Genomic DNA, 26,248 nt, shown 5'->3' with positions numbered 1-26,248 from the left:
TATTCTGAGTTATTATTTTAATATGAAAAAAATCTCAATCAGAGCCATAAACTATCTACTTTTCCCTGATAGTCCGTTTTTAACTTTATTCTGGTTTATAAAAGCTTCAATATCATAGTTTATCATTTCATAATATCTATTTTCACTCTTAAAAACAAACCAAAATTGTTTAAAATATATTTTTATGATTGACAATATAGATATTTAAGCCAACCATATTCGTATTAACAAAAATACTTCAAGTGGGAGGAGGCATGCAAATATTAGAATAGATATTGTTTCAGTTTTTCAAAATAATTTTTCTTGAGATGTATTGGGTTTTCTTTGCTATAAAGCAATACTATCCCTATTCTTCTGAATGCTCGTAATTGATAATTTGAATACATCTCCATTAACATCATAACTCCATTAACATCGCAACCTATTTTTGAACTCTGTGTCTATAAGGAAAAAGTTTGTGCAGAAAAATACTCCATCAATCAGTTGTAGCCCCTTTCCCGCTTCACGCAAAATTTATCAACAGAGCCTTCTCTTTTCTGATGTGCGCGTACCATTGCGTGAAATTTCACTGGCTGATGGCAGTGGTGAAAAACCTTTAAACGTCTACGATACTTCTGGCCCCTACACAGATAAAGATATGATCATTGATATTACAAAAGGCCTGCCAGCAATTAGCTTGCCTTGGCTCTCTAAGCGGGATGATACTGAAACTTATCCTGCACGATTAGTTAAACCTGAAGATAATGGATTGACTTCTGATAAAAACCTTACACCAGCCTTTAAGCAAAAACGTTCTATTTTACGAGCAAAAAATGGCAAAGCAATTACACAAATGGCTTACGCACGCGCAGGCATTATTACCGAAGAAATGGAATATGTGGCTATACGAGAAAATGAAGGATTAGCAGTAGAAGAACGGCAGAATGTACCATCAAATGAAACATTTGCTGGATCAATACCAGAAATTTATACTGCGGAATTTGTTCGCAATGAAATTGCTTGTGGACGCGCCATTATCCCACAAAACATTAATCATCCAGAATGCGAACCCATGATTATTGGACGTAATTTTCGTGTTAAAATTAATGCCAATATTGGTAATTCAGCAGTGACTTCATCTATGGAAGAAGAAGTTGATAAAATGGTTTGGGCCATTCGCTGGGGAGCAGATACAGTTATGGATCTCTCAACAGGTCGAAACATTCACAATATTCGTGAGTGGATTATTCGAAATGCCCCTGTTCCCATCGGGACTGTTCCTCTGTATCAAGCACTCGAAAAAGTACAGGGTATTGCCGAAAACTTAACATGGGACATTTTCCGTGATACCCTTATTGAGCAAGCAGAGCAAGGAGTTGATTATTTTACCATTCATGCGGGATTAAGACTACCTTTTATCCCTTTGACCGTTGATCGGGTAACAGGTATTGTTTCACGAGGTGGTTCTATTATGGCAAAATGGTGTTTGCATCATCATAAAGAAAGTTTTCTTTATGAACATTTTGATGAAATTTGTGATATTGCAAAAACGTATGACATCTCTCTTTCATTGGGGGATGGATTGCGTCCTGGCTCTATTGCCGATGCCAATGATGAAGCCCAATTTGCAGAGCTTAAAACCTTGGGAGAATTGACAAAAATTGCTTGGAAAAAAGATGTACAGGTTATGATTGAAGGCCCTGGGCATGTCCCAATGCACAAAATTAAAGAAAATATGGAGCAACAATTAGATCTTTGTCATGAGGCGCCTTTTTATACTTTGGGACCTCTTACAACAGACATTGCTCCTGGTTATGACCATATTACATCAGCAATTGGTGCCGCTATGATTGGATGGTTTGGAACTGCTATGTTGTGTTATGTAACACCTAAAGAACACCTAGGACTGCCCGATAGGAATGACGTAAAAACTGGTGTGATTACTTATAAAATTGCTGCTCATGCCGCAGACCTTGCCAAAGGTTTGCCTAGAGCACAATTGCGCGATAATGCTCTTTCGCGTGCACGATTTGATTTTAGATGGCATGATCAATTTAACCTTTCTCTTGATCCAGAAACAGCCTGTGCCTTTCATGATGAGACAATGCCTAAAGAAGCCCATAAATTGGTGCATTTTTGTTCCATGTGTGGACCAAAGTTCTGTTCTATGCGTATTTCCCATGATATTCGTGAGGCAGCCGCAATAAGAAAAACAAAAGGGGAAGGTATGATCGCCATGGCCGAAAAATATCAGAAAAATGGTGACCTTTATATGGAAATTGTTCCTCCTCAAAAAAAGAAAGTAAATAGTTGAAGAACATTCTTATCAAAGGTGCAGGTGTAGGCGGCTTAACAGCTGCCTTTATGTTAAAGCAAAAAGGTGCTTCTGTTACTGTATCAGCCCCCTCTCATTCACCTATAGGAAGTGCTAGTTGGTATGCAGGAGGAATGCTCGCACCTTACTGTGAAAGGGAAAGTGCAGAACAAATTGTTGAAGATCTTGGTGTACAAGCTATACAATGGTGGCGTAAAACGCTCCCCAACCTTGTCATACAAAAAGGTACTTTAGTGGTTGCACCTACACGAGATAGAGGAGAGCTTGAACGATTTTCTGTGCGTACGCATAATCACAAAACCATAGATAATACAGAAATAGCTCATCTTGAACCAGATCTTGCTGAACGTTTTAACTGTGCACTCTTTTATGAAAATGAAGCCCATATTGACCCTCGCAAAGCACTTATGGCTTTAAAAGAAAAGCTTCTCAACAATGGAGCCTGTTTTGTTGATGTAGAGAAGGCTGAAAAAAATTTTGATATTGTTATTGATGCGACAGGAATAGCACGTTTAGGAAAAGATAAAAATATACGGGGCGTACGCGGTGAAATGCTTCTCGTGCGCTGCACCGATATTAAAATTTCGCGTCCAATTCGTCTTCTTCACCCACGATTTCCTCTTTACATTGTACCTCGACAAGATAATATTTTTATGATTGGTGCAACGATGATTGAAAGTGACTTTGATGGTGCAATCTCTGTAAGATCAATGATGGAACTGCTCAACGCGGCTTATACTTTACATCCTGCTTTTGCTGAAGCAGAAATTATTGAATCTGGCGTTGGTGTTCGTCCATGTTATCCTAATAACTTCCCTTCTGTGCATAAAGATGGTAACTTTATTTCTATTAATGGATTTTATAGACATGGTTTTCTGTTGTCTCCAGAAATGGCAAAACGAGCAATGAAATTGGCATTGGAATAAAGCATGCAAATATTTGTTAATGGTGAAACAGTCCAAACAGAAGTTATGACTCTCGGTCTCTTGCTTGAAGAATTGGGGTATGAAGGGAATTGGCTTGCAACTGCTGTTAATGCTGAAGTTGTTCCTATAGATGCACGAAGCCAATTTGTCTTGCATGAAGGAGATAAAATTGAAATTTTAAGCCCAATGCAAGGAGGCTAAAATTATGCTGAATCTTTATGGACGACAATTCTCTTCCCGTCTTCTATTAGGTACAGCGCAATATCCTTCACCAGCAATCCTTCGTGATGCTATTCATAAATCGAATACGGAAATTGTAACTGTTTCCTTGCGCCGTGAAACTGCAGGAGGAAAACAAGGTGGACAATTTTGGCAATTTCTTCAAGATCTTGGGGTAACAGTGCTTCCTAATACTGCTGGTTGTTATACTGTTAAAGAAGCCGTAACCACAGCGCAATTAGCAAGAGATCTTTTTAAAACAGCTTGGATTAAACTCGAAATTATCGGTAATTCAGACACCTTACAGCCAAATATTTTTTCCTTAATCGAAGCTGCTCAAATTTTAAACAATGAAGGTTTCAAAATTTTTGCCTATACAACGGATGATCTCATTGTTGCTGAAAAACTTTTCGACATTGGTTGCCGTGTTATTATGCCTTGGTGTGCTCCTATTGGTTCTGCCAAAGGACCTCATAATACTGATGGATTGCGTTCTATTCGTGCTTACCTTCCTGATGCTACTCTTGTTATTGATGCCGGCATTGGACGCCCATCACATGCCGCCATTGCGATGGAACTAGGTTATGATGCAGTACTGCTTAATACCGCAGTTGCTAAAGCAGCTGATCCTGTCTTAATGGCTGAAGCATTTTCTAAAGCTGTTCAAGCAGGACGTATGGGATATAAAGCTGGCATGATCGAAGCACGCAATGTAGCAGTCCCTTCAACACCAATCATTGGAAAAGCGGTATTTTCATGAAACTGGATCCATTTTACCTCATCGTTGATAACGCTGATTGGATTGAACGTTTGTTTCCTCTTGGTATCAAGCTCGTACAATTGCGTATGAAACATGAAAATCAACAAATAATCCGTCAACATATTAAGCGTGCAAAAAACATATGCAATAAATTGGGAGCACAATTAATTATTAATGATCATTGGGAAATAGCAATTGATGAAAAGTGTAATTTTATTCATCTGGGACAAGAAGACCTGAGCAATGCTGATCTTCACGCAATTCGTAAAAGTGGTATAAAAGTTGGTCTTAGTACACATGATGAATATGAATTGGATACCGCACTCTCTGCTAATCCTGAGTATATTGCACTTGGTCCTATTTATCCGACAATCTTAAAAAAAATGAAATGGATGCCGCAAGGACTAGAGAAAATCAAACAATGGAGAAAGCGGATTGGTGCTTTACCTTTGGTGGGTATTGGTGGTTTAACACCAGAACGCGCAGTTGGTGTTTTAAAAGCAGGAGCAAATAGTGCTGCTGTTGTGACTGATATTATCCTCCATAAAAAACCTGAAGAACGTGTACAGCAGTGGATAAAAGTGACACAAACATGGCGTTGATACCTTCCATTCTTATTGTTGCGGGCACTGATCCAACAGGAGGTGCTGGTATTGTTCGTGATATAGAAACCACTGCGCATTTTCAAATAAAAGCAAATTTAGCAATTACTTGTGTTAACGTACAAGATGATAATCGCGTTGTCGAAATCATTCCAATGCGCGGTGACCTCGTCGCTGCGCAAATGCGTGCTGCCCTAGAAGCAAATCCAATAAGCGCAATAAAAATCGGTATGACGGGGACAAAAGCAATTATAGCAGCAATCTGTAACGTACTCAAAGACTATCCCCATGTTCCAGTTATTTTGGACCCTGTACTTGTCGCTTCATCAGGAGGAAAACTAATAACGGAAACAATCATCGACACTATGATCGATAAACTGCTTCCTCATGTTGATCTTTTAACACCGAATAGAGAAGAACTCTCTCTTCTTAGCCAAAGTCCATTGGTATCTCATGATAAGCAAGCAATACAACAAGCAAAAAAACTTTTGTCATTGGGAGCTCGCTCTATTTTAGTAAAAGGGGGACATGCAGAAGGTCCTCTTGCAATTGATAGCTTCATTGACAAAACTGAAGTCATAAATATCTCTACTCCACGTTTAAAAGGAACAATGCGAGGAACAGGTTGCATTCTTTCAAGCGCTATTGCAGCGCATTTGGCATTAAATGAACCTCTCATTTCAGCTGTAAAAAAAGCAAAAGCATATATCCACACATTGCTTTTAACCCATTGTAAAAATAGTTTATAACGTCTTAGTATTTTCTTATATAAAAGTAATATTTATATATTTCAATTAATATATTTAATATTTTTAATAAAAGTTATTAAAAAAATATAATAATATAATAATATAAAATTTATACTTTATTTTATAAATAAAATAATACAAAATTCACTTTCATTAAGTATTAAATATAGAATATAATAATAAAAAATGTTATCACACCACTTGCATTCAGTAAAAGATTCTTTTATTATGAGTGAGTTTAGTCTGTTTAAAAATTTGAAATAGCGCAATTTAAATAAATTATACATTTAAAGATGCATATAATCGCGAACATTCGCATTTTACGATTTGCCTTTTTTGTGAAAAGAAAGAATCCTATCAGCGTTCTTATACACTAATGGCTAGCGAATACATTTAATAAAACTTGAAGGATAATTTTGTTTGATCTATAATCGCTAGATCATTAGAAAAAGTAAAATGTTAAATCAAACGCCGTGCTCAATTTCCTATGAAGAACTCTTAAACTTTTATAAAGAAAGTGGTGCGGATGCCGTTCTGACAGATTTTCCTATTGATCGTTTTAAGCAGTCTGCTTGTTCAGAGAGAAAATTAATATCTGTTGTGAACATTTCTCATAATCAACAAGCATCTCCCAAAACATCTCCAACCGTAAAATTAGATCATCATCAGCTGCATAACTCTAGGACTATACAAAATGAATCCACTGCTATAGAGAGTGCAAAAAATGCAAAAACACTTGATGAATTAAAATCTGCTCTCCTTGCATTTAATGGCTGTTCATTAAAATTGACAGCAAAAAATACCTGTTTTTCAGATGGAACTGCAGGAAGCCCCCTGATGCTTATAGGCGAAGCACCAGGACGAGACGAGGACATACAAGGAATTCCTTTTGTGGGAAAAGCTGGGATGTTGCTTAATAAAATCCTCGCATCAATTGGCTTAACAAGAAATAATGTTTACATTGCCAACACTATTCCTTGGCGTCCACCAGGAAATCGTACACCAACACCAAGAGAAGTTGCCTTGTGCCGCCCTTTTATTGAACGGCACATTTATTTAGCGCGTCCTCGTGTTCTTATAGCACTGGGAAGCGTTGCTGCACAGTTTCTTACTGGATCTCAAAATGGGATTATCCGAACAAGAGGGAAATGGCATATCTATGAAAGCGAGGATAATATAAAAATACCTGTTATGCCAACTTTCCATCCAGCTTACCTTCTTAGAACCCCTAGTCAAAAGAAGCTTACATGGATAGACTTCTTAGAAGTAAAAAATCGCCTCGACAGCCTTTTGTAATTCTTTAATCCTATATTGCTTCTAAAATTAACACACCCTTCTTTAACTCTTAAAATACAAATGGGAAAAAACTATGAAACAGCTAATAACATCTATTTATCGTTTGGAAGACTACCAACCAACCCCTTACGTTATCCCTAAAACACAACTTTCTTTCCAATTAGCACCGACAAAAACCTATGTTACAGCCATATTGTCTATTGAATCCCGTCACGATACAAAAGAATTAACACCTCTAGTTCTTTCTGGTGATGATCTTACTTTAATTTCCGTTTCTATTAATGATGAGATATTAGCCCCAAACACTTATAAAGTGACGCCTTCACGTTTAGAAATTACAACGCCACCAACGGCTCCTTTTACATTGAAATTGGTTACGGAACTGAATCCTGAAAGCAACCGCCAACTTATGGGGCTTTATCTTTCAAATGGTGTTTATTGCTCACAATGCGAATCGGAAGGTTTTCGTCGTATTACTTATTTTTACGACCGACCAGATGTTCTTTCTACCTATAGAGTGAAAATTGAAGCAGATATCCAAACAATCCCAATCTTGCTTTCAAATGGTAATCTGGTGGAAACAGGAACTTTAGAGAATAATCGCCATTTTGCCATTTGGGAAGATCCTTATCCCAAACCATCTTATCTCTTTGCTTTAGTAGGTGGAGATCTTGATAAGTTAGAAGACCATTTTACAACTGTATCTGGACGATGTATCGAGCTTGGTATCTATGTAGAAAAAGGAAAAACCGAATGCGCAACCTATGCAATGGATGCTCTTAAACGTTCCATGCGTTGGGATGAACAATGTTTCGGACGCGAATATGATCTTGATGTTTTCAATATTGTTGCTGTGTCCGACTTTAACATGGGAGCAATGGAAAACAAAGGCCTTAACGTTTTTAATGATAAATATGTTCTTGTCGATTCTGAAACAGCAACCGATCAGGATTATAGAAATGTTGAACGTGTCATTGCACATGAATATTTCCATAATTGGAGCGGTAATCGTGTTACCTGTCGCGATTGGTTTCAACTCTGTTTAAAAGAAGGATTCACTGTTTATCGTGATCAGGAATTTTCATCAGATCAAAATGTACGCAGCCTACAGCGAATTGAAAATGTAAAAGCATTAAAAGCGACGCAATTTGCAGAAGACGCAGGACCTCTTGCGCATCCTGTACGTCCTCGTCAATATAGCCAAATTAATAATTTTTACACCACAACTGTTTATGAAAAAGGTGCTGAAGTTGTTCGCATGATACGAACTATTTTAGGTCCTACTCTGTTTCGTAAAGGCACTGATCTTTATTTTCAACGTCATGATGGACAAGCTTGTACAATTGAAGATTTTATTACCTGTTTTGCTGAAGTGTCTGGTCAAGACTTCTCCCAATTCATGCTATGGTATGAACAAGCAGGAACACCCAATGTAGAAATCGATAGTCATTATAGCGATGGTGTTTTAACAATTCATACAAAGCAACATATTCCCGCAACCCCACAACAAAATACAAAAAAGCCTATGCTTATCCCTATCGTATTTGGCTTGTTAGGATCTAACGGAGAAAACCTCACCTATGAAGCAGATACAGATATTCAATCAGATGTTATGCTTTTATCCAAGGAAAGCCAAACGTTTACATTAAAGGGACTGCGTGAAAAACCCGTTTTATCACTGCTGCGAGACTTTTCAGCACCAATCATTCTACACACTCCATTCAATGAAAGAGAACTTATTTTTCTTGCACAACATGATGACAATCACATCAATCGCTGGCAATCTCTTAATCATTTAATGACGCAAGCTTTGATTCACAGCATTCAAGATAAAACACAAGAAAAAGCAACACTCCCTTCTGCTTTGCTAAAGCTGATTGAAACGATCATAACAGATGAAACCTTAGAGCCTGAATTTCGTGCCTTCTGTTTAAATTTACCTAGTGAAGTTGAGCTTGCTCATACAATCGGTAAAAATATTGATCCAGATCGTATTCATTATGTCCGCCATCAGTTTTTAGCTTCACTTGCACAAACTCATCAAGATCTCTTAACAAAATTCTATGGACAAATGCAAACCCAAGAGCCCTATTCACCAAACACAGCACAAGCTGGAAAGCGAGCATTAAAGAATATCATACTGGATTACCTTTCCATTGCTGAAGCCAATCCAAATCGAGCTGCTATACAGTATGCAACAGCTGATAATATGACTGACCGTATGGCGAGTATCGCTGTTCTCGTGAAGCGTTTTAATGAAAGTGAGCAGGCACAAAATGCCTTAAATGATTTTGAAAACCGCTATCGGCATGACCCTTTGGTCATGGATAAATGGTTTTCTATTCAAGCAATGGTTGCTGGCACATCAACACTCGAGAATGTTCAAAAGCTCATGCAACATCCGCTTTTTTCACAAGATAATCCTAATCGTGTACGTTCCCTAATCGGTGTTTTTGCCTCTAACAATCTCACGGGCTTTAATAGGATGGATGGAGCGTCTTATCATTTTCTTTGCCAAGTCATTTTGGAAATTGACAAAAAAAATCCACAGCTTGCTTCACGATTATTAACAATGATGCGCTCTTGGCGACAATTAGAACCTATTCGACAACAAAAACTTGAAACTGAATTAAAAATGATTGCTGCTGCGCCAAAATTATCAAGCGATGTTGCTGATATCATCAACCGTCTGCTCACTTGAAACAAAAAAATATTTTAAATCAATATGCTATAATATTTTTTTAAATAAATTCTATAAACTATTCGATCATCATTAAATCTATAAACAGGCAATCTAAGCCTGTTTATAGATCACGTTTAAAGTACTTTTTTCTTTTCATATTCCAAAATCATAAAAGTAAAATTATTTTTTTTAAAAAAAAGACTGGACAGAAGACTCCTGTTTTGATTCATTGCACTCGATGGGGTTACTATGAATATCGAAGCAGTTTTTAAATCACATTATTCCAGAATTAAAGGAACGCGAGATGGCTAAATTGGACGCATATAATGCGCCAAGGGAGGTGTATGCTGATTCAAAATCAAGCGCTCAAAGTCGCAAGGAGCGGACAGAGCGTACCAATCTATTTTCTGGTTCTTCCTATAAAAAACTTCTTTTTATTGAACCTTGGCTGCGACGTTCACTCCCATTTGTAATTCTTGCATTTCTTGTTATACTAGCAGCAATCCGTTTCCTATCAATCTATGATTGGCGCAACACAATTGATAAAAACACGCATTCTACCATCACTCTCTTAGCTTCTCATATTACCAATACAATCGACCGTGACTTACTTGCCGCCACTCGACAAGGAAAAGCTGCTGCTCTTTCTCATAATCATTTACAAAATATCCTAACCAATTTTCGTAACAAAGGTTTTATAAAAACAAACGCTGTTATTGCTATTGTCGATCAAAAAGGCAATGTCCTAGCTTCATCAAGTTCCGAGATTGTCTTAGGAAAACCCTTACAGGATTTTACCTCTGAAAGCATTACTTTACAAGCTCTAGGAAAACATGCTGGAATCATGAAAATTACAATAGGAAAAGATATTCCTGCTCTTGCTTCCTTCCAGCAAACAGAAAATGGACAATATGGGGTATTCATCAGTGAAAAAATACAACATATTTACATGGAATGGCGGAAAGCTCTCTCGTTAAATATAACCATGTTCATTGGAACTAGTGGCGTTATCCTCGCTCTTCTTTATGCTTATTATAACCAAATTGTACGAGCACGCAAAACAGATCTTGTTTCAGAAAAAATTCAAAACCGTATTGATATGGCAATGATGCGTGGACGCTGTGGACTATGGGATTGGAATATGGCAAGTGGACGCGTCTACTGGTCACGAGCAATGTACGAAATGCTCGGCTATGTCCCTCAAGATGCATTGCTCTCAATTTCCCAAATTAGCGCCATTATCAATCCAAATGATGCGAATTTTTTTGACCTTGCTCAGGAATTAATGAGCGGTAAAAAAAAGCATATCGATATTAACGTTCCTATGCGTCATGCTGATGGTCATTATGTATGGATGCGCATTCGTGCCGAAGTGACTGAAGAAGAAGAACCCCATTTGGTTGGTATTTCTTTCGATATTAGTGAACAGCAACAATTGGCTGAACAAACGGCGCAAGCCGACCTTCGTATCCGTGATGCGATTGAAAACATTTCAGAATCTTTCGTCTTGTGGGATGCTGAAGGACGTTTAGTCATGTCCAACAGCAAATTTTGCGAATATGCCGCTATTCCTAAACAAATTCTACAATCAGGGATCCAACGTGCAACCGTTGAAGCCATGGCACGCCCTGCACTCAGTGAATATCCCCTTAAAGATGATGGTACTGGTAACTTAACCAGTATTCGCCAAACGGCAGATGGTTGTTGGCTCAAAATTAACGAACGACGAACCCAAGATGGAGGATTGGTTTGTATTGGTACTGACATTTCTGAGCTTAAACAACAACAGGAAAAATTTGAAGACAGTGAAAGGCGTCTTTTTTCTTTCATTCAAGAACTCAAGCGCGCGCGAGGGAGTGCTCAACAACGCGCAACAGAAGTTGAAAAACTTAATAAAAGTTTGAAAGCAGAAAAAGAACGCGCCGAAAGCGCTAATAAGGCTAAATCAGAATTTTTAGCCAATATGTCTCATGAATTGCGCACGCCTCTGAATGCTATTCTTGGTTTTTCAGACATCATGTTGCAATCAACTTTTGGTCCTCTTGGTTCACAACGCTATAAGGAATATATGCATGATATTTACAATTCAGGAACCCATCTTCTAACCCTTATCAATGACATCCTTGATATGTCAAAAATCGAAGCAGGAAGATTTACGCTTGATTGTAAAAATACCGATCTTGAGCCCATCATTAGTGAAGCAGTACGAACATTAACGCCTCAAGCTCAAGAAAAAAATATTGTTGTTACAACAAACATTACCCCAGAACTTCATGCTGAAGTTGATGGTCGTGCAATGAAACAGATTTTCCTTAATCTCATCTCTAATGCCGTTAAATTTACGCCTTCTGGTGGAAATATTGATGTCTGCGCTTTCAAGAAAAAAAATAATCTTATTTTTAAAATTACAGATACAGGTGTTGGTATTCCCCAATCAGCAATTAAAAAACTTGGGCAACCTTTTGAACAAGTTGAAAATCAGCTTACTAAATCTCATACGGGCTCAGGTCTTGGCTTAGCCATTTCACGCTCCTTGCTAGAACTCCACAAAGGAAAACTTGAAATTACTTCAAAAGAAATGAAAGGAACAACTGTAACGATTATAATGCCCATCACACAAAGTTAAATTTCTCCATTTTGTTCTCGTTGTAGTAAAATCTGTTTCCGTTTGTCCCCCCAACGATACCCTGAAATAAAACCATTTTTACGTACAACACGATGACAAGGAATGATAACAGCCAATTCGTTACGTGCACAGGCATTAGCAACGGCACGAAAAGCTTTCGGCATACCAATACGGCACGCTAAGATTTCATAGGAAATTGTTTCACCACATGGTATATCACATAATAATGCCCATACTTGTCGTTGAAAAACTGTACCATTTATATCTAAGGGAAAATTATATTTTTTTACCAGCTTAGGTGTTTCTATCATGGCTATAATATGGGCAACTTCTCTCTTAAATGTATTGTCACCTACAACTTGTTGTGCATCACCAAAGCGTATCGTAAACTCCTGTAATAATTGCTCTATAGTGTCTCCTAACGCTATATGACAAATCCCTTTTTGAGACCTAGCCACCAAAAGCTTTCCTATTGATACATCTTTCAAACAGAATCTCGTTTGGGAAATGTTCAGCATTTTAGCCTTCTTTATATTTTAAATAAGTAAGGAGAGTATTCACTATCTTTTAAAAACAAACAAAATCATTCTGAAATTATATCCTTAGCCATTGTATTAAAATACACTCTCACCCTTTTATGAAATGGAAAGATACATAGATTGACTGTCTTCCTACCCTAAAACGGAAACTTCGACCAGAGCCGATCTATCAACAATCTTGCTTTTTATATAACAGATTCCAACAGAAACCATTTTATATGGTTTATTTCATAAGCTCTCTACAGACAAATCCTGTCCTGAATTCTATCATACACTCTAACAAAAAAACACCTTAATGTGGTAAATTTTCATACCTTATATCACAGCTCTAAACGGCAGTATTTTACGGAACAACACGATAAGTTTCCTATTTCATTTTACGAAATCCCATCGAACCATAAATAATGGGCTTATGTCTTACAAGCAACAGAAAAAGCGCGTGCTCTCTTAGGCAAAAAACGTCATAAAACACAAAATATGCAGGCAATGGATTGGAAAGATGTTCTGGCTTTTTATGCTCCACGTATGCTTGAATATTCTAATTTGTTGGAGCACTGTTATTATTTTTTTATCAAAGGTCATACTTTTGATAGACTGATGAGATGACTCAACTCAAAAAAGAAATTTATCTTCAATTTTATGAAAAAAAGCATGGAAAAGGTATTTTAATGCTTACTTTCTTTGTCACTTAACTTATAAAATGATTGTAGCCTCAGAACTGAAATATTTTGCCCGCAACAATCGCACATAGATTTGTCATAGGAAAAAGTCATGCCCAAACGCACAGATATAAAATCTATTCTTATCATCGGAGCAGGACCTATTATCATTGGTCAGGCATGTGAATTTGATTATTCAGGCACTCAAGCCTGTAAAGCATTAAAAGAAGAAGGTTACCGAATTATTTTGGTAAATTCTAATCCTGCCACGATTATGACAGATCCAGATCTAGCTGATGCAACTTATATAGAGCCCATTACTCCTGAAATAGTTGCCAAAATTATTGCCCACGAGCGTCCCGATGCCCTTTTACCCACTATGGGAGGACAAACAGCCCTCAATACTGCTTTATCATTAAAGCGTATGGGGATTTTAGACCGCTATCATGTTGAAATGATAGGAGCCAATGCTGATGCTATTGATAAAGCTGAAGATCGTGCTTTATTCCGCCAAGCGATGGCAAAAATCGGTTTGGAAACGCCACGCTCTATGTTAGCCAATGCAACAGAACTGAAAGAAGAAAATCGCCAACAACACGCAAAAACGTGTGCTGAACTTAAAGCAAAGCTTTCTGGTGCTGCGCTTGACAAAGCACTCGAAGAACTTGAGCGCAACTGGCGACATACCGAAGCTGATCGCAAACAACATTATATCGCCCATGCAACAGCAAAAGCAGTTCAAGCTCTTGATGTTGTCGGGCTTCCAGCTATTATTCGTCCTTCATTTACCCTTGGTGGAACTGGTGGTGGAATTGCTTATAACCGCTCTGAATTCTATGAAATTATTGAACGTGGGCTTGAAGCTTCACCAACAACAGAAGTATTAATTGAAGAAAGTGTTTTAGGGTGGAAAGAATATGAGATGGAAGTTGTTCGTGATAAGAACGACAATTGTATCATCGTTTGTTCTATTGAAAACATTGATCCAATGGGGATTCATACCGGTGATTCGATCACTGTAGCACCTGCTCTCACCTTAACCGATAAAGAATATCAATGTATGCGTAATGCTTCGATTGCTGTTTTGCGTGAAATTGGCGTTGAAACGGGGGGATCCAATGTACAGTTTGCTGTCAATCCTGAAAATGGGCGCCTCATTGTTATTGAAATGAATCCGCGTGTTTCTCGCTCTTCAGCGCTTGCCTCAAAAGCAACGGGGTTTCCCATTGCTAAAGTAGCGGCTAAACTGGCTGTTGGTTATACACTTGATGAATTAAAAAATGATATCACGGGTGGTGCAACACCAGCATCATTTGAGCCTTCTATTGACTATATTGTGACAAAAATTCCTCGTTTTGCGTTTGAAAAATTTCCCGGTTCATCACCTGTCCTCACAACTGCGATGAAATCTGTAGGAGAAGTCATGGCAATTGGACGCACTTTTCAAGAATCATTACAAAAAGCACTCCGTGGACTTGAAACAGGGCTTACGGGTCTTGATGAAATTGTGATTCCAGAGCATGCTGAAGGTGATGAAAAAAGTTCTATACGCTCCGCCATTGCCATACCAAGCCCTGATCGTCTACGCTATATTGCTCAAGCCATGCGCACAGGCTTACCCTTAAACGAGATTCACCAAATTAGCAAAATTGATCCGTGGTTTTTAGAACAAATAGCCTCCATCATTGAAATGGAGCAGCGTATCCGCATTCATGGATTACCCCAAGACGCAGATAACTTACGTATGTTAAAAGCTATGGGCTTTTCAGATGCGCGATTAGCCTCCCTTACAGGGAAAGAACCTGATTATATCGCAGCTTTACGCAAATCACTGAATGTTAAACACGTCTTCAAACGGATTGATACTTGTGCCGCTGAATTTTCTTCTCCTACAGCCTATATGTATTCAACATATGAAGTTCCCTTTGCAGGTGTAGAGCACTCGGAAGCACACGTTTCTGAACGTAAAAAAATTGCTATTTTAGGCGGTGGACCAAACCGCATTGGGCAAGGTATTGAATTTGATTACTGTTGCTGCCACGCTGCTTTTGCACTGCGTGATGCAGGATTTGAAGCGATTATGATTAACTGTAATCCTGAAACAGTTTCAACCGACTATGATACCTCTGATCGCCTTTACTTTGAATCTTTAACAACAGAAGACGTTATCGCTATTTTAGAAGCAGAACAGGAAAAAGGAGATTTGGTTGGAGTCATCGTCCAATTTGGCGGACAAACACCCTTAAAATTGGCAAGCGCTCTAGAAAAACACAATATCCCCATCCTAGGTACTTCACCTGACGCTATCGACTTAGCAGAAGATAGAGACCGCTTTCAAAAACTGTTATTTAAACTTAATTTAACACAACCTCAAAATGGTATTGCCCACTCCATTGAACAAGCACGCCTCATTGCCCACGAACTAGGCTTCCCTTTGGTTGTACGTCCCTCTTATGTTTTAGGAGGACGTGCTATGCAAATTATTCGTGATGAACGTAGCTTACAAAATTATTTACTTGAAAGTGTCCCTGAATTAATTTCAGAAGATATCAAAGTCCGTTATCCTAACGACACAACAGGACAAATCAATATATTGCTTGGTAAAAATCCGCTTCTCTTTGATACCTATTTAACAGAAGCAATTGAAGTAGATGTTGATTGTCTATGTGATGGCAAAGAAACACTAATCGTTGGTATTATGGAACATATTGAAGAAGCTGGTATCCACTCTGGTGATTCAGCATGTTCTCTACCAGTCCATACGCTCTCAAATAAAATAGTTACTGAATTAGAGCGCCAAACCAAAGCATTAGCCCAAGCACTTCATGTTCGCGGCTTAATGAATGTACAATATGCTATAAAAGATGACACCATTTATGTCTTAGAAGTCAATCCCCGTGCTTCACGTACTGTCCCATTTGTTGCAAAAACGATTGGTCGCCCTATTGCTAAAATGGCTGCACGTATTATGGCAGGAGAAACGCTTCATGATGCTCTTCAAGCTTATGGTGGATTACCTTCTTTGCAAAAAAAACAACATATTGCCGTCAAGGAAGCAGTATTTCCTTTTGCTCGTTTTTCAGGTGTTGATACACTTCTTGGTCCAGAAATGCGCTCAACCGGTGAAGTTATGGGACTTGACTATGAATTTTCGCTTGCTTTTGCTAAAGCCCAACTTGGAGCTGGTGTAAAACTCCCTAAAGAAGGAACTTTGTTCGTTTCTGTAAGAGATGAAGATAAAAAACGCATCTTAAATCCTGTAAAACGTTTAACTGAGCTTGGCTTTTCTGTTGTCGCCACAAGTGGAACACAAAAATTTCTCACCGAACACCACGTTGAAGCAAAAAAAATCAACAAAGTTCTAGAGGGACACCCCCATATTGAAGATGCTATTCGTAATCGCCAAATTCAATTAATTTTTAATACAACTAGTACTGCCAGTGCCATCTCAGACTCAAAATCATTACGTTATGCAGCACTCATGCAAAATGTTCCCTATTATACAACAATAGCTGGAGCCGAAGCCGTCGTAGAAGCGATCAAAGCACTCAAAAAAAGGCACCTTGAGGTACGTTCACTACAAAGTTATTTTAGTTGATTTTTTTTCTACTTAACAAAATGTACACTGTTTTCTTATTTTTTCTTTATATAAAAATTGATTAAGACTTGCTTTTTGTTCTAAAAACTTTTATAGAGGTTTCATCGAATTTTCGGTTACGTGACTTTCTTTCCTGTGCAATCTGCACTTTCGACGAAACTTCTCCCACCTAATTTCGATCTACAACCGTATTGAAGGAATAAAAGCTTCAATGCTCAATATAATTATATATTCTAAGGAGTTTCCTATGTCTACAGGAACAGTTAAGTGGTTTAATACAACAAAAGGTTTCGGATTCATTCAGCCTAGTGATGGTAGTGCAGATGTATTTGTACACATTTCTGCCGTCGAGCGTTCAGGTCTAAACAGTCTTAATGAAGGGCAAAAAATCTCTTATGATGTTCTTCAAGATCGTCGTTCAGGAAAATTTGCCGCTGGTAACCTTGCAGCACTTTAAAGTTTAAATTCTGCAATATTTTATTTAGAAATCTTCGTCTGTAACGACGAAGATTTTTTATTTTGTATAAAGCATTATTTTACCTTGTTAAAATAAAAGACTGTTTATCTCCTTTGCACAATTCATCAAACCTCTTTTATACTTCCTCAAAAACTTTCATAAAATCTATGAAGAGATTATCTTGTAAAATATCTCAAAAAAGAAGAATATAAAGCCCGTGTAAGAGTATTTTGGAAGTTTTTTATTGCATACAATATAATCTCTTATAGAATATCCTTAAAGCAATAACCATTTGTTGATATAATATAAGGATTTTAAATTATGGCTTTTATTGCCGACAAACTGTCTCGTATCAAACCTTCTGCAACAATTGCTGCTTCTCAAAAGGCCCGTCATTTAAAAGCATTAGGGCGCAATGTTATTGCTTTAAGTGCTGGAGAGCCAGACTTTGATACCCCAGACAACATCAAAAACGCGGCTATTGAAGCTATTCGAAGGGGAGAAACAAAATACCCTCCCATATCAGGAATTCCAGAATTGCGCCAAGCAATTTCTGCAAAGTTTAAAAGAGAAAATAACCTTCTTTATCAACCAGAACAAATTATTGTTGGTACCGGTGGAAAACAAATTCTCTTTAATGCATTCATGGCAACTTTGAATAAAGGAGATGAGGTCATCATTCCATCCCCTTATTGGGTTAGTTATCCAGAAATGGTCGCACTCAACGATGGTACGCCTGTCTTTTTAGAAACAAAAGCCGAATTTTCTTATAAACTCCAACCACAAGAGCTAGAAGCTGCCATTACCCCCAAAACCAAATGGTTCATCTTTAACTCTCCTTCAAATCCATCAGGTGCCGCTTATACACATAATGAATTGAAAAAACTTACAGATGTTTTAGTAAAATATCCTCATGTTTATATCCTTTCCGATGATATATATGAACATCTCACATATGAGGGTTTTACCTTTGTGACTCCAGCTCAAGTAGAACCAGCGCTTTATGAGCGTACACTCACAATGAATGGTGTTTCTAAAGCCTATGCGATGACGGGATGGAGAATCGGTTATGCAGGCGGACCACAAGAATTAATTAAAGCCATGGATACCATTCAAGGACAGCAAACATCTGGAACAAGTGTCATTTCACAATGGGCTGCGGTTGAAGCACTCAACGGGCCACAAAACTTTATTGCTAAAAATAAAAGTATTTTTCAAGCACGCCGTGATCTCGTTGTCTCCATGCTAAATCAAGCTCCTGGCATTCACTGTCCAACGCCTGAGGGTGCTTTTTATGTTTATCCTTCTTGCACCGGACTTATTGGAAAGAAAACACCCAATGGTCAACGTATTACAAATGATGAAGACTTTGCCATAGCGCTTCTAGAAACAGAAGCTGTTTCTGTCGTCCAAGGATCTGCTTTTGGACTTGGATCAACTTTTCGTATTTCTTATGCAACATCAGAAGAATTACTTGAAAAAGCTTGTATACGTATACAGCGTTTTTGCAACAGTTTAATTTAAAATTTTGAATATCATCGCTTGTGATTGTTTTTTGCCGAATGTTAGTATATCCGAGAAAATATCTGAAACTGTGTCATGGTCTAAATCTATCGATTCAGCAAAAATATCTATGAATAAACACAAAAATAGATGCTGTAGATAAAGATCAAAAAAATCTAGCTATCAAATAAATGAATCGGTCTATTATCATAAGAGATGACAAACCTATTCTACTTTCTCCATTCAATTTATAACTCTAAAAAAGACCGAGAACTTTTAAACACAATTGCCCTTATAATCAAAGGCCCTTACAATAAAATCTCTTCTATTTCTCAGCTTCTTCTTCGTCCTAAAACGAAGAAGAAGCCACCTCCCATCGTTGTGTAAACAATACAGTTTCCTTTAAGTTCTATTTAATAACTACTTGATTTACTTCATAGGCTTTATGAACAAGACCTGCCTTAAATATTCACCTCACATTCTAATAAAAAGCACTTCATGTATAAGGTTTTAAATATTTTATATCACGCCCCTAAAAGACAGACTTTTACAGTACAATAGAATACCCCCTCTCAAACTCCTCATTGAATTTTAGTATTCTTAAAAAATTATTGGATATCCACCAGTTTCGAAATTTTTTCTTTATCATCTTCCCATATATTGCAATTTCTAGGGACTCTTTCAAAAATTAAAAAAAAAGCCGGACATATATCCGGCAAATTTGGAAAATCCTCAGAGATAAAATCAATCTGATAGACCTTCGTAAGGGAACACTCAAGAAAACGAAACTGGGAGGCAACATAATCAAGAGATAGTATTCTATGTCATTTTATAAGGAAAAGCACAACAAAGACTTAAGCGTATCTGCTATGCAATAAACACATAGCTTTAAATTTGTCTCCATCATGCACCACTCTCTTTAATTAAATAGTAAAAATGTTAACTACACCATCACACGATTGTCCATTTTTCAATATATAATAACCCTCATGGTTGCTAGTATTCATAAAAAACATTTATCCCTCTTTTCAAAAATATTTACCCGCACAGCTAATTATTCCTTATAAATTAAGATATTAATATTAAAAAGACCACTGGCGAGCTTTTAAAAAAATATAATCTCGAAAAGCATTTAACCTTGCCAAATTCTTTAAATTATAAGGATAACAAAAAAAAGTATCAAAAGAAGGAATATCAACCATATCAGGAAAAAGACGCACTAAATGCTCATCATTATTGACGATATAATCAGGAAGCACAGCAATCCCAAGATCACGCATAAGCGCATTCTTTATTGAGATGATATTGTTGATTTGTAAAACTGAAACGCGCAATGATCCATCACTTCTACCAGCCTTTTCCAACCAATTTAAACCAGACAAATAAGGTGGAACAGGTTCACCGAACGAAATAATACGATGCTCATCGAGATCAGACAATTTTTCCGGCTTTCCATAATTTGCAATATACTTTTCCGAAGCATAAACATGCATATGAATTGTAAAGAGTTTTCTTTGTATAAGATCAGGTTGTTTGGGTTGATGTAAGCGAACAGCACAGTCCGCATGACACATTGTCAAATCAAGCTCTTCATCGGAAAGCAAAAGCTGAACCTGCATATCAGGATAAAGACTAAGAAATTCTGGCATACGCTCTGCAATCCACCCTGCCCCCATTCCAAAGGTCGAGGTCACACGCAAGTGCCCCGTTGGTTTTGCATAGCTTTCACTTAATTGCAAACGCACACTTTCAAGCTTCATCAAAACATCATGAGCTGTACGATAAAGAGTTTCTCCCTGTTCTGTAAGAATCAAACCACGCGCATGACGTTGAAATAAGGATACCCCAACCTCTTGTTCTAAAGCCGAAACCTGTCGTGAAACGGCTGATTGAGATAAATGAAGTTTTTGAGCAGCATGCGTAAAAGATCCCGCTTCTGCTGCAGCGTGAAAAACCCTTAACTTATCCCAATCCAACGGTGGCGCCACAATTAATTCTACCTCTATATTCTCTATGTTCTCAATGAATGACTAAGGCCTGGGTATATCCAAAAACCGTTCTGCTTCCAACGCTGCCATACATCCTCTTCCCGCAGCTGTTACAGCTTGGCGGAATGTTTCATCTGTCACATCCCCAGCAGCAAAAACACCAGCAATGCTTGTTGCTGTTGAGTCCGGTGCTGTCCATAAATAGCCGCCTCGTTTTTGTTTCAGCTGTCCTTCAAACAGAGAAACAGCAGGATCATGCCCAATGGCAATAAATATGCCCTCTGCATTCACTTTCATCTCGTGACCTGTCTTAACATTTTTCAGACGTGCCCCTGTTACAACAGCGCCCATTGAATCTTGAGCTGGCAGCCCCACAATTTCTTCAACCACATGATCCCAAAGAACACGTACATTATTACAAGCCAGCAACCTATCTTGCAAAATTTTTTCTGCCCGAAACTGCCCCCGCCTGTGAACCACGCTTACACTTTTAGCCAAATGCGATAAATAAAGTGCTTCTTCAACAGCCGTATTTCCTCCTCCCACGACAATAACGTCCTTATCACGATAAAAAAAACCATCACATGTAGCACAAGCAGAAACACCTCCGCCCATAAAGGTCTGTTCACTTTCTAAACCAAGCCAGCGCGCTTGAGCTCCTGTTGCAATAATCAGTGCATCACAAGAATATTGTGTTCCTGAATCCCCATATAAGACAAAAGGATACTTCAACAAATCAGCCTTTATAATTGTATCATAGACAATTTTTGTCCCCATATTCTCAGCTTGTTTCGCCATTTGTTCCATCAACCATGGTCCTTGAATGGGATCTGCAAAACCTGGATAATTCTCAACATCAGTTGTAATTGTCAATTGTCCCCCCTGCTGCAAGCCCGTCACCAAAACAGGCTTAAGCATTGCTCTTGCTGCATAGACCGCCGCTGTATAACCAGCCGGACCTGAGCCAATAATCAGCAGACGAATATGCGATTGTACCATTAAATCCCCTTCACTTTATTATAAATTAATTATTCTATAAATGATAACGGAATGCAGCCTTTTAAAAAAATATTTTTCAAGAGCCCTAATTATGTTATATATACTTCTTTTCAAGTTTTATGAAAAGGTCTGATTACTAATTCATCAAGGCACGCTAATGTTAAGAATTAATCCTTATCCTATAAAGAGAAAAATGTAACTTCTTATGAGCACAAAACCATAATAAAAAGAGATACAAAGATAGGGAACGATCATTTTTCAATTTATTATCAATGTCTGTGCACGTTTTGCCTTAATCATGGGAGGAGCAATGCTTTTGCCAATTTTTGTGGATTTGCACGACAACAATCGTAATTGGATAAGCTTTCTCTATTCTTGTGCCATAACCACCATGTTAGCAACGCTGATTCTTCTAGCAACTAAGGGAGCTACTTGTCGTTTTTCAGCACGGCTTGGCTTTATGCTCACTGTTTGTCTTTGGCTTACAGGAAGCATCGTAGGTGCCTTACCTCTTTATCTTTCTCCTCTTCCCATTTCTCTAGCAGGAGCCATTTTTGAATCTGTTTCTGGAATTACAACAACAGGCTCCACAGTCCTTTCTGATCTTGATAATTTATCGCGAAGTATTTTATTATGGCGTTCTCTTATATGCTGGATTGGGGGCATTGGTTTTATCGGTTTAGCCCTCTTAATTTTGCCTTCACTGCGTGTGGGTGGCGTGCGGCTTTTTCATATGGAATCATCTGATAAATCTGAAAAAATATTGCCTCGCATCAACCAAATTGCTAACGGAATTATCATCGCTTATGTTGGGTTAACATTGGCTTGTATGCTTTCTTATTTTGCTGCAGGCATGAATTTATTTGATGCCATTAACCATGCAATGAGTACAGTAGCAACAGCTGGTTTTTCAACGCATGATGCTTCTTTTGGCTATTTTTCTGATACACCAGCCATCTTAATTATTTCAACAATCTTCATGTTGCTTTCTGCTTTACCCTTCGTACTTTATGTTAAATTAGTCCTTCCTGGACACTCCAAACGCTTCCTTGACCCACAAGTGATTGTTTTTCTCCATATCGTTCTCCTTTTCAGCTTTGCTTTAGCGGCATGGCTACGGTTTTATGATCATCGCGCATTCCACTTGATTTTTCTTGATGTCATTTTTCACCTTTCATCCATTATTAGCACCACCGGTTACAGCGCTGAAGATTATCAACTTTGGGGAGCGTTTGCGCTTGGAATTTTCTTTATTGTTTCTTTTACAGGCGGATGTGCTGGTTCTACTTCTGGTGGTATGAAAATCAATCGCCTCATTATTCTTTGGCGTATTACACAAACAAATATAGAAAAACTTCTTTCTCCTAATGTCGTTGTAAAAGCGCGCTACGATCACTCAAATATATCAAATGATGTTGCTCAAGCTGTTCTGTTTTTTGTTTGTCTTTATATGTTTTGCCTTGTTATCGGCACTGCACTTTTGCTTACAACCGGTCTTGACTTTACCTCTGCCTTTACGGGGGTCTTAACCGCACTTTCAAATGTTGGTCCAGGCTTTGGAGATATTATTGGCCCCACTGGTAATTTCTCTACAATCAACGATCATGCTTTATGGATTTTAAGTTTTCTAATGTTAGCTGGACGCCTTGAAATCATAACAATATTCGTCCTTTTTATTCCCGCTTTCTGGCGTGAACAATTCTAATGCATAGAGTATTTTATGCTACCATGATAAAAAATTTACAAGATAAAAAGGCGAGAACAGTATGCATCATAATATTTACCCCTTACTCAATCCACTGAAGATTTCCTAAAATTTCATACAAAACATCATATCAATGATATAAAATGGGCACCATCATTTTTACTTAAATAATAATAAGGTGCAAGTCGCTACTACAAAATAAGATATAAATTAGTACCACCATATTATTTTCTTTCTGCTAATATCGTAACAGCCTACATTTCAGACAATTTATAAGAAATCTCTTTACCCCCTGTCTTCAATAGTTTTTATCCACCACATGCCTTCTTCCAATTGTGATGTGCAAGAAGATAGCTCTCATTAATTTAATATCAACAGATTTTACATGAGAAAATCTTACGGTACTCAAAGCTCTTATTCAAATTGAAAAGGTAAATTATCTATAAAAATCATATATATATATGATCTTAAATCCATCTTATTATGAATTTATTGAAAATATGTACGACTATTTTATTCATGGAGATACCATCATTATCTTTTTAAGACAAGAAAACGTTTTTTTGCTATCTATTTAAGTCTTACAAAACGAACAATATCAGTACGACACCGTATAAGATAGTGCATAAATCCCCAGACTTGAGTTAAAGCATTATTTTCTTATTCTAAAATATCAATGAATAAAAGTAGCTTTCCTCTCTCTTAGTATGCTTTATCATAAACTACATATCGCTCTCAAGCGTATACATTTTTAATATTTTATCCAAAATTTTGAGAACTTTTTATAGCGTGCTACTAAAGACGATATAAATTTTGTAAAATAACATTTATATCATTGAGCTGTTTTCTTGATGACTATGAAAAACCTTTAAGGAAAATACTTTTATCATTCCTCAAAAAGATTTTTGATATAATAATCAAAGTGTTTTTTCTGCAAACAGTTCTTTGTAAACACTTTCAATCTTGCTTGCCTCTTTTTCCAAAGGAAAGTGAGTACGAACATGGGTTAAAGCTTTCTTTCCGGCTGCCAATGTTTTTTCTACATCAGCAAAATAAGGTTCAATTGCTGCTGTTAAAGCCGCTCCATCTCCTGCTTGAACAACCGTTCCTGTTCCCTCGACCACCAATTCTTTAAAAATTCCTACATCACTCGCCACTACAGCCGTCTGTGATGCCATTGCCTCCAATGGTGTCAGACCAAAACCTTCCAAACGAGAAGGAGTTACATAAAGTGATAAACGGCGATACCACACAGGTATATCAAGCCTTTCACCAAGAAAAATAATGCGGTCGTTTAAACCAGCTTCAGCAATCTTCTGTCGTAATTTCTTTTCAAAACCATAATGCTGTTCTGTAGTCCGACCAGCGATAAGTGCTGTCCATTCGGGATAGTCAGGCAATAATGCTATCATCGCGTCCACAAACAAATCAGTACCCTTTAAATAGCGCACGCGCCCAAAACATCCTACCGCATATTTTCCTGGCACCCCAGTTGCTGGAAAGTAATCATCAGGAATTTTGGGGGGTGAAAAACGCCTAATATCCACTCCATGCATAATAACCTTATGAGGCACTTCTAGATAGGTTCCCGTACATACACTAGTAGCGATAACTTTATCCATACGACGAAGCAACCATTTGGTAAAAGGCTTGTGTTCGCGTCGAGATGCCGAAGTAAAGATGAGTTTAAGCTTCATTCGCAAAACATCGCGCAAAAAGATCCCACAAAGCATCTCAATATTGCGTCGTGCATGCCAAATACGAAATGGCTTCCCTTTCGGACTTTTCCAAAGTCCGAAAAGGTCCTTAAAGGCGAGTGTCGGTAAAGTTCGTGGTAAACCAAACCCCAAAGTGGATATACGCACACCCTGTTCGCGTTGCAGTGGAATAAGCTGAATAATCGTAGATGTTACTCCCGACAAACGCCTTTTCAAGTGAGGCGCAATAATCTCAGTTTCGTCCAAAGATACACGCATAATAATCCATATGTTATTTAGATGTACTGAACCTTAATGATCTCGTAATTATGCGCACCACCTGGTGCATTCACCTCAATCACATCACCTTCTTGCTTGCCAATAAGTGCACGTGCGATAGGCGAAGAAATAGAGATTTTACCAACCTTTACATCAGCTTCTTGATCTCCTACGATCTGATACACTTTTTTTTCTTCAGTGTCCTCATCCAAAAGTTTAATGGTTGCGCCAAATTTTATTTTGTCACCTGAAAGACGCGAGACATCTATAACTTCTGCTCGTGCGATATAATCTTCAAGCTCATTTATACGCCCCTCATTATGACTTTGCGCTTCTTTAGCTGCATGATACTCAGCATTTTCAGATAAATCACCATGCGCACGCGCCTCAGAAATTGCTTCAATAATTCGCGGACGCTCCTGTTGTTGACGCCAACGCAACTCTTCTTTAAGACTCTCAAAACCAGCTGTAGTCATCGGAACTTTTTCCATAATCCGTCCCTTTCTATTACACGGAAGGTTTAATAAAAATACAAAAAACGGCTTCCAAAATTACTTTTGGAATCCGAAAACTACGATCTTTTTTATTATATAGTACAGTATCGCTGTTTTCCATACAAAAATAAATAAAGGAAACAAAACATGCACAA

Annotated in this window: 18 protein-coding genes; 13 read left to right on the top strand and 5 right to left on the bottom strand. The window is 37.8% G+C overall.

The annotated features are described in order from the left end of the window. Nucleotides 1-457 precede the first annotated feature (457 nt). The 9 genes from thiC (at nt 458) to ACFINU_RS01255 (ending at nt 12,175) form a co-directional block, all read left to right on the top strand. Complete coding sequence (gene thiC, locus ACFINU_RS01295) at nt 458-2,293, top strand: phosphomethylpyrimidine synthase ThiC (protein WP_375617627.1); 1,836 nt, start codon at nt 458-460, stop codon at nt 2,291-2,293. Continuing rightward, a complete protein-coding gene (thiO, locus tag ACFINU_RS01290) occupies nt 2,290-3,240 on the top strand; it encodes a glycine oxidase ThiO (protein ID WP_375617626.1) in 951 nt (316 codons plus the stop codon). The genes thiC and thiO overlap by 4 nt, the downstream gene beginning before the upstream one ends. 3 nt (nt 3,241-3,243) lie before the next feature. Beyond that, a complete protein-coding gene (thiS, locus tag ACFINU_RS01285; RefSeq protein ID WP_273791115.1) occupies nt 3,244-3,441 on the top strand; it encodes a sulfur carrier protein ThiS in 198 nt (65 codons plus the stop codon). A 4-nt stretch (nt 3,442-3,445) separates the two neighbouring features. Continuing rightward, the gene (locus ACFINU_RS01280; RefSeq protein ID WP_375617625.1) at nt 3,446-4,219 is read left to right on the top strand and encodes a thiazole synthase; all 774 of its coding nucleotides are present in this window, start codon (nt 3,446-3,448) and stop codon (nt 4,217-4,219) included. Further along, on the top strand, nt 4,216-4,821 hold the full coding sequence (locus ACFINU_RS01275; RefSeq protein ID WP_375617624.1) for a thiamine phosphate synthase: 606 nt from the start codon (nt 4,216-4,218) through the stop codon (nt 4,819-4,821). Before ACFINU_RS01280 ends, ACFINU_RS01275 begins: the two co-directional genes overlap by 4 nt. Beyond that, complete coding sequence (locus ACFINU_RS01270) at nt 4,812-5,570, top strand: hydroxymethylpyrimidine/phosphomethylpyrimidine kinase (protein ID WP_375617623.1); 759 nt, start codon at nt 4,812-4,814, stop codon at nt 5,568-5,570. Before ACFINU_RS01275 ends, ACFINU_RS01270 begins: the two co-directional genes overlap by 10 nt. Nucleotides 5,571-6,026: 456 nt before the next feature. Then, on the top strand, nt 6,027-6,866 hold the full coding sequence (locus ACFINU_RS01265; RefSeq protein WP_375617622.1) for a uracil-DNA glycosylase family protein: 840 nt from the start codon (nt 6,027-6,029) through the stop codon (nt 6,864-6,866). A gap of 73 nt (nt 6,867-6,939) precedes the next feature. After that, nucleotides 6,940-9,567, top strand: coding sequence for an aminopeptidase N (pepN, locus tag ACFINU_RS01260; protein WP_375617621.1), 2,628 nt, complete (start codon nt 6,940-6,942; stop codon nt 9,565-9,567). Between the two features lie 286 nt (nt 9,568-9,853). Further along, a complete protein-coding gene (locus ACFINU_RS01255; RefSeq protein WP_375617620.1) occupies nt 9,854-12,175 on the top strand; it encodes an ATP-binding protein in 2,322 nt (773 codons plus the stop codon). On the opposite strand, the gene ACFINU_RS01250 is transcribed toward ACFINU_RS01255, so the two are convergent. Beyond that, nucleotides 12,172-12,693 (bottom strand): methylated-DNA--[protein]-cysteine S-methyltransferase, encoded by a 522-nt coding sequence (locus ACFINU_RS01250; RefSeq protein ID WP_375617619.1) that lies wholly within the window; start codon nt 12,691-12,693, stop codon nt 12,172-12,174. The genes ACFINU_RS01255 and ACFINU_RS01250 overlap by 4 nt on opposite strands. 792 nt (nt 12,694-13,485) lie before the next feature. Here ACFINU_RS01250 and carB point away from each other — a divergent pair. The 3 genes from carB to ACFINU_RS01235 all read left to right on the top strand — a co-directional run bounded on the left by carB (nt 13,486) and on the right by ACFINU_RS01235 (nt 18,952). Further along, on the top strand, nt 13,486-16,971 hold the full coding sequence (gene carB / locus ACFINU_RS01245) for a carbamoyl-phosphate synthase large subunit (protein ID WP_375611195.1): 3,486 nt from the start codon (nt 13,486-13,488) through the stop codon (nt 16,969-16,971). Nucleotides 16,972-17,218: 247 nt separating this feature from the next. Continuing rightward, nucleotides 17,219-17,428 carry a cold-shock protein gene (locus ACFINU_RS01240; protein ID WP_012754908.1) on the top strand — a complete coding sequence of 70 codons (210 nt, stop codon included), beginning with the start codon at nt 17,219-17,221 and terminating at the stop codon, nt 17,426-17,428. 321 nt (nt 17,429-17,749) lie between these two features. Further along, nucleotides 17,750-18,952 (top strand): pyridoxal phosphate-dependent aminotransferase, encoded by a 1,203-nt coding sequence (locus tag ACFINU_RS01235; protein WP_375617618.1) that lies wholly within the window; start codon nt 17,750-17,752, stop codon nt 18,950-18,952. 1,061 nt (nt 18,953-20,013) lie between these two features. On the opposite strand, the gene ACFINU_RS01230 is transcribed toward ACFINU_RS01235, so the two are convergent. Further along, nucleotides 20,014-20,919, bottom strand: a complete 906-nt coding sequence (locus ACFINU_RS01230; protein ID WP_273791217.1) for a LysR family transcriptional regulator — start codon at nt 20,917-20,919, stop codon at nt 20,014-20,016. Nucleotides 20,920-20,961: 42 nt separating this feature from the next. Continuing rightward, nucleotides 20,962-21,918: a thioredoxin-disulfide reductase gene (gene trxB / locus ACFINU_RS01225; RefSeq protein WP_375617617.1), complete on the bottom strand. Its 957-nt coding sequence runs from the start codon at nt 21,916-21,918 to the stop codon at nt 20,962-20,964. A 310-nt stretch (nt 21,919-22,228) separates the two neighbouring features. Here trxB and ACFINU_RS01220 point away from each other — a divergent pair, with 310 nt between their 5' ends. Next, complete coding sequence (locus tag ACFINU_RS01220) at nt 22,229-23,623, top strand: TrkH family potassium uptake protein (RefSeq protein WP_375617616.1); 1,395 nt, start codon at nt 22,229-22,231, stop codon at nt 23,621-23,623. A gap of 917 nt (nt 23,624-24,540) precedes the next feature. Here ACFINU_RS01220 and ACFINU_RS01215 read toward each other — a convergent pair. Together ACFINU_RS01215 and greA are read right to left on the bottom strand one after the other, a co-directional pair. Continuing rightward, nucleotides 24,541-25,599: a glycosyltransferase family 4 protein gene (locus ACFINU_RS01215; RefSeq protein ID WP_375617615.1), complete on the bottom strand. Its 1,059-nt coding sequence runs from the start codon at nt 25,597-25,599 to the stop codon at nt 24,541-24,543. A 17-nt stretch (nt 25,600-25,616) separates the two neighbouring features. Then, nucleotides 25,617-26,090, bottom strand: coding sequence for a transcription elongation factor GreA (gene greA, locus ACFINU_RS01210; protein ID WP_007347010.1), 474 nt, complete (start codon nt 26,088-26,090; stop codon nt 25,617-25,619). Between the last annotated feature and the right edge of the window lie 158 nt (nt 26,091-26,248).

This window comes from Bartonella sp. AC130YNZD, assembly GCF_042196865.1.
Lineage (GTDB): Bacteria > Pseudomonadota > Alphaproteobacteria > Rhizobiales > Rhizobiaceae > Bartonella.
This window is presented reverse-complemented; position numbering and strand designations above follow the sequence as displayed.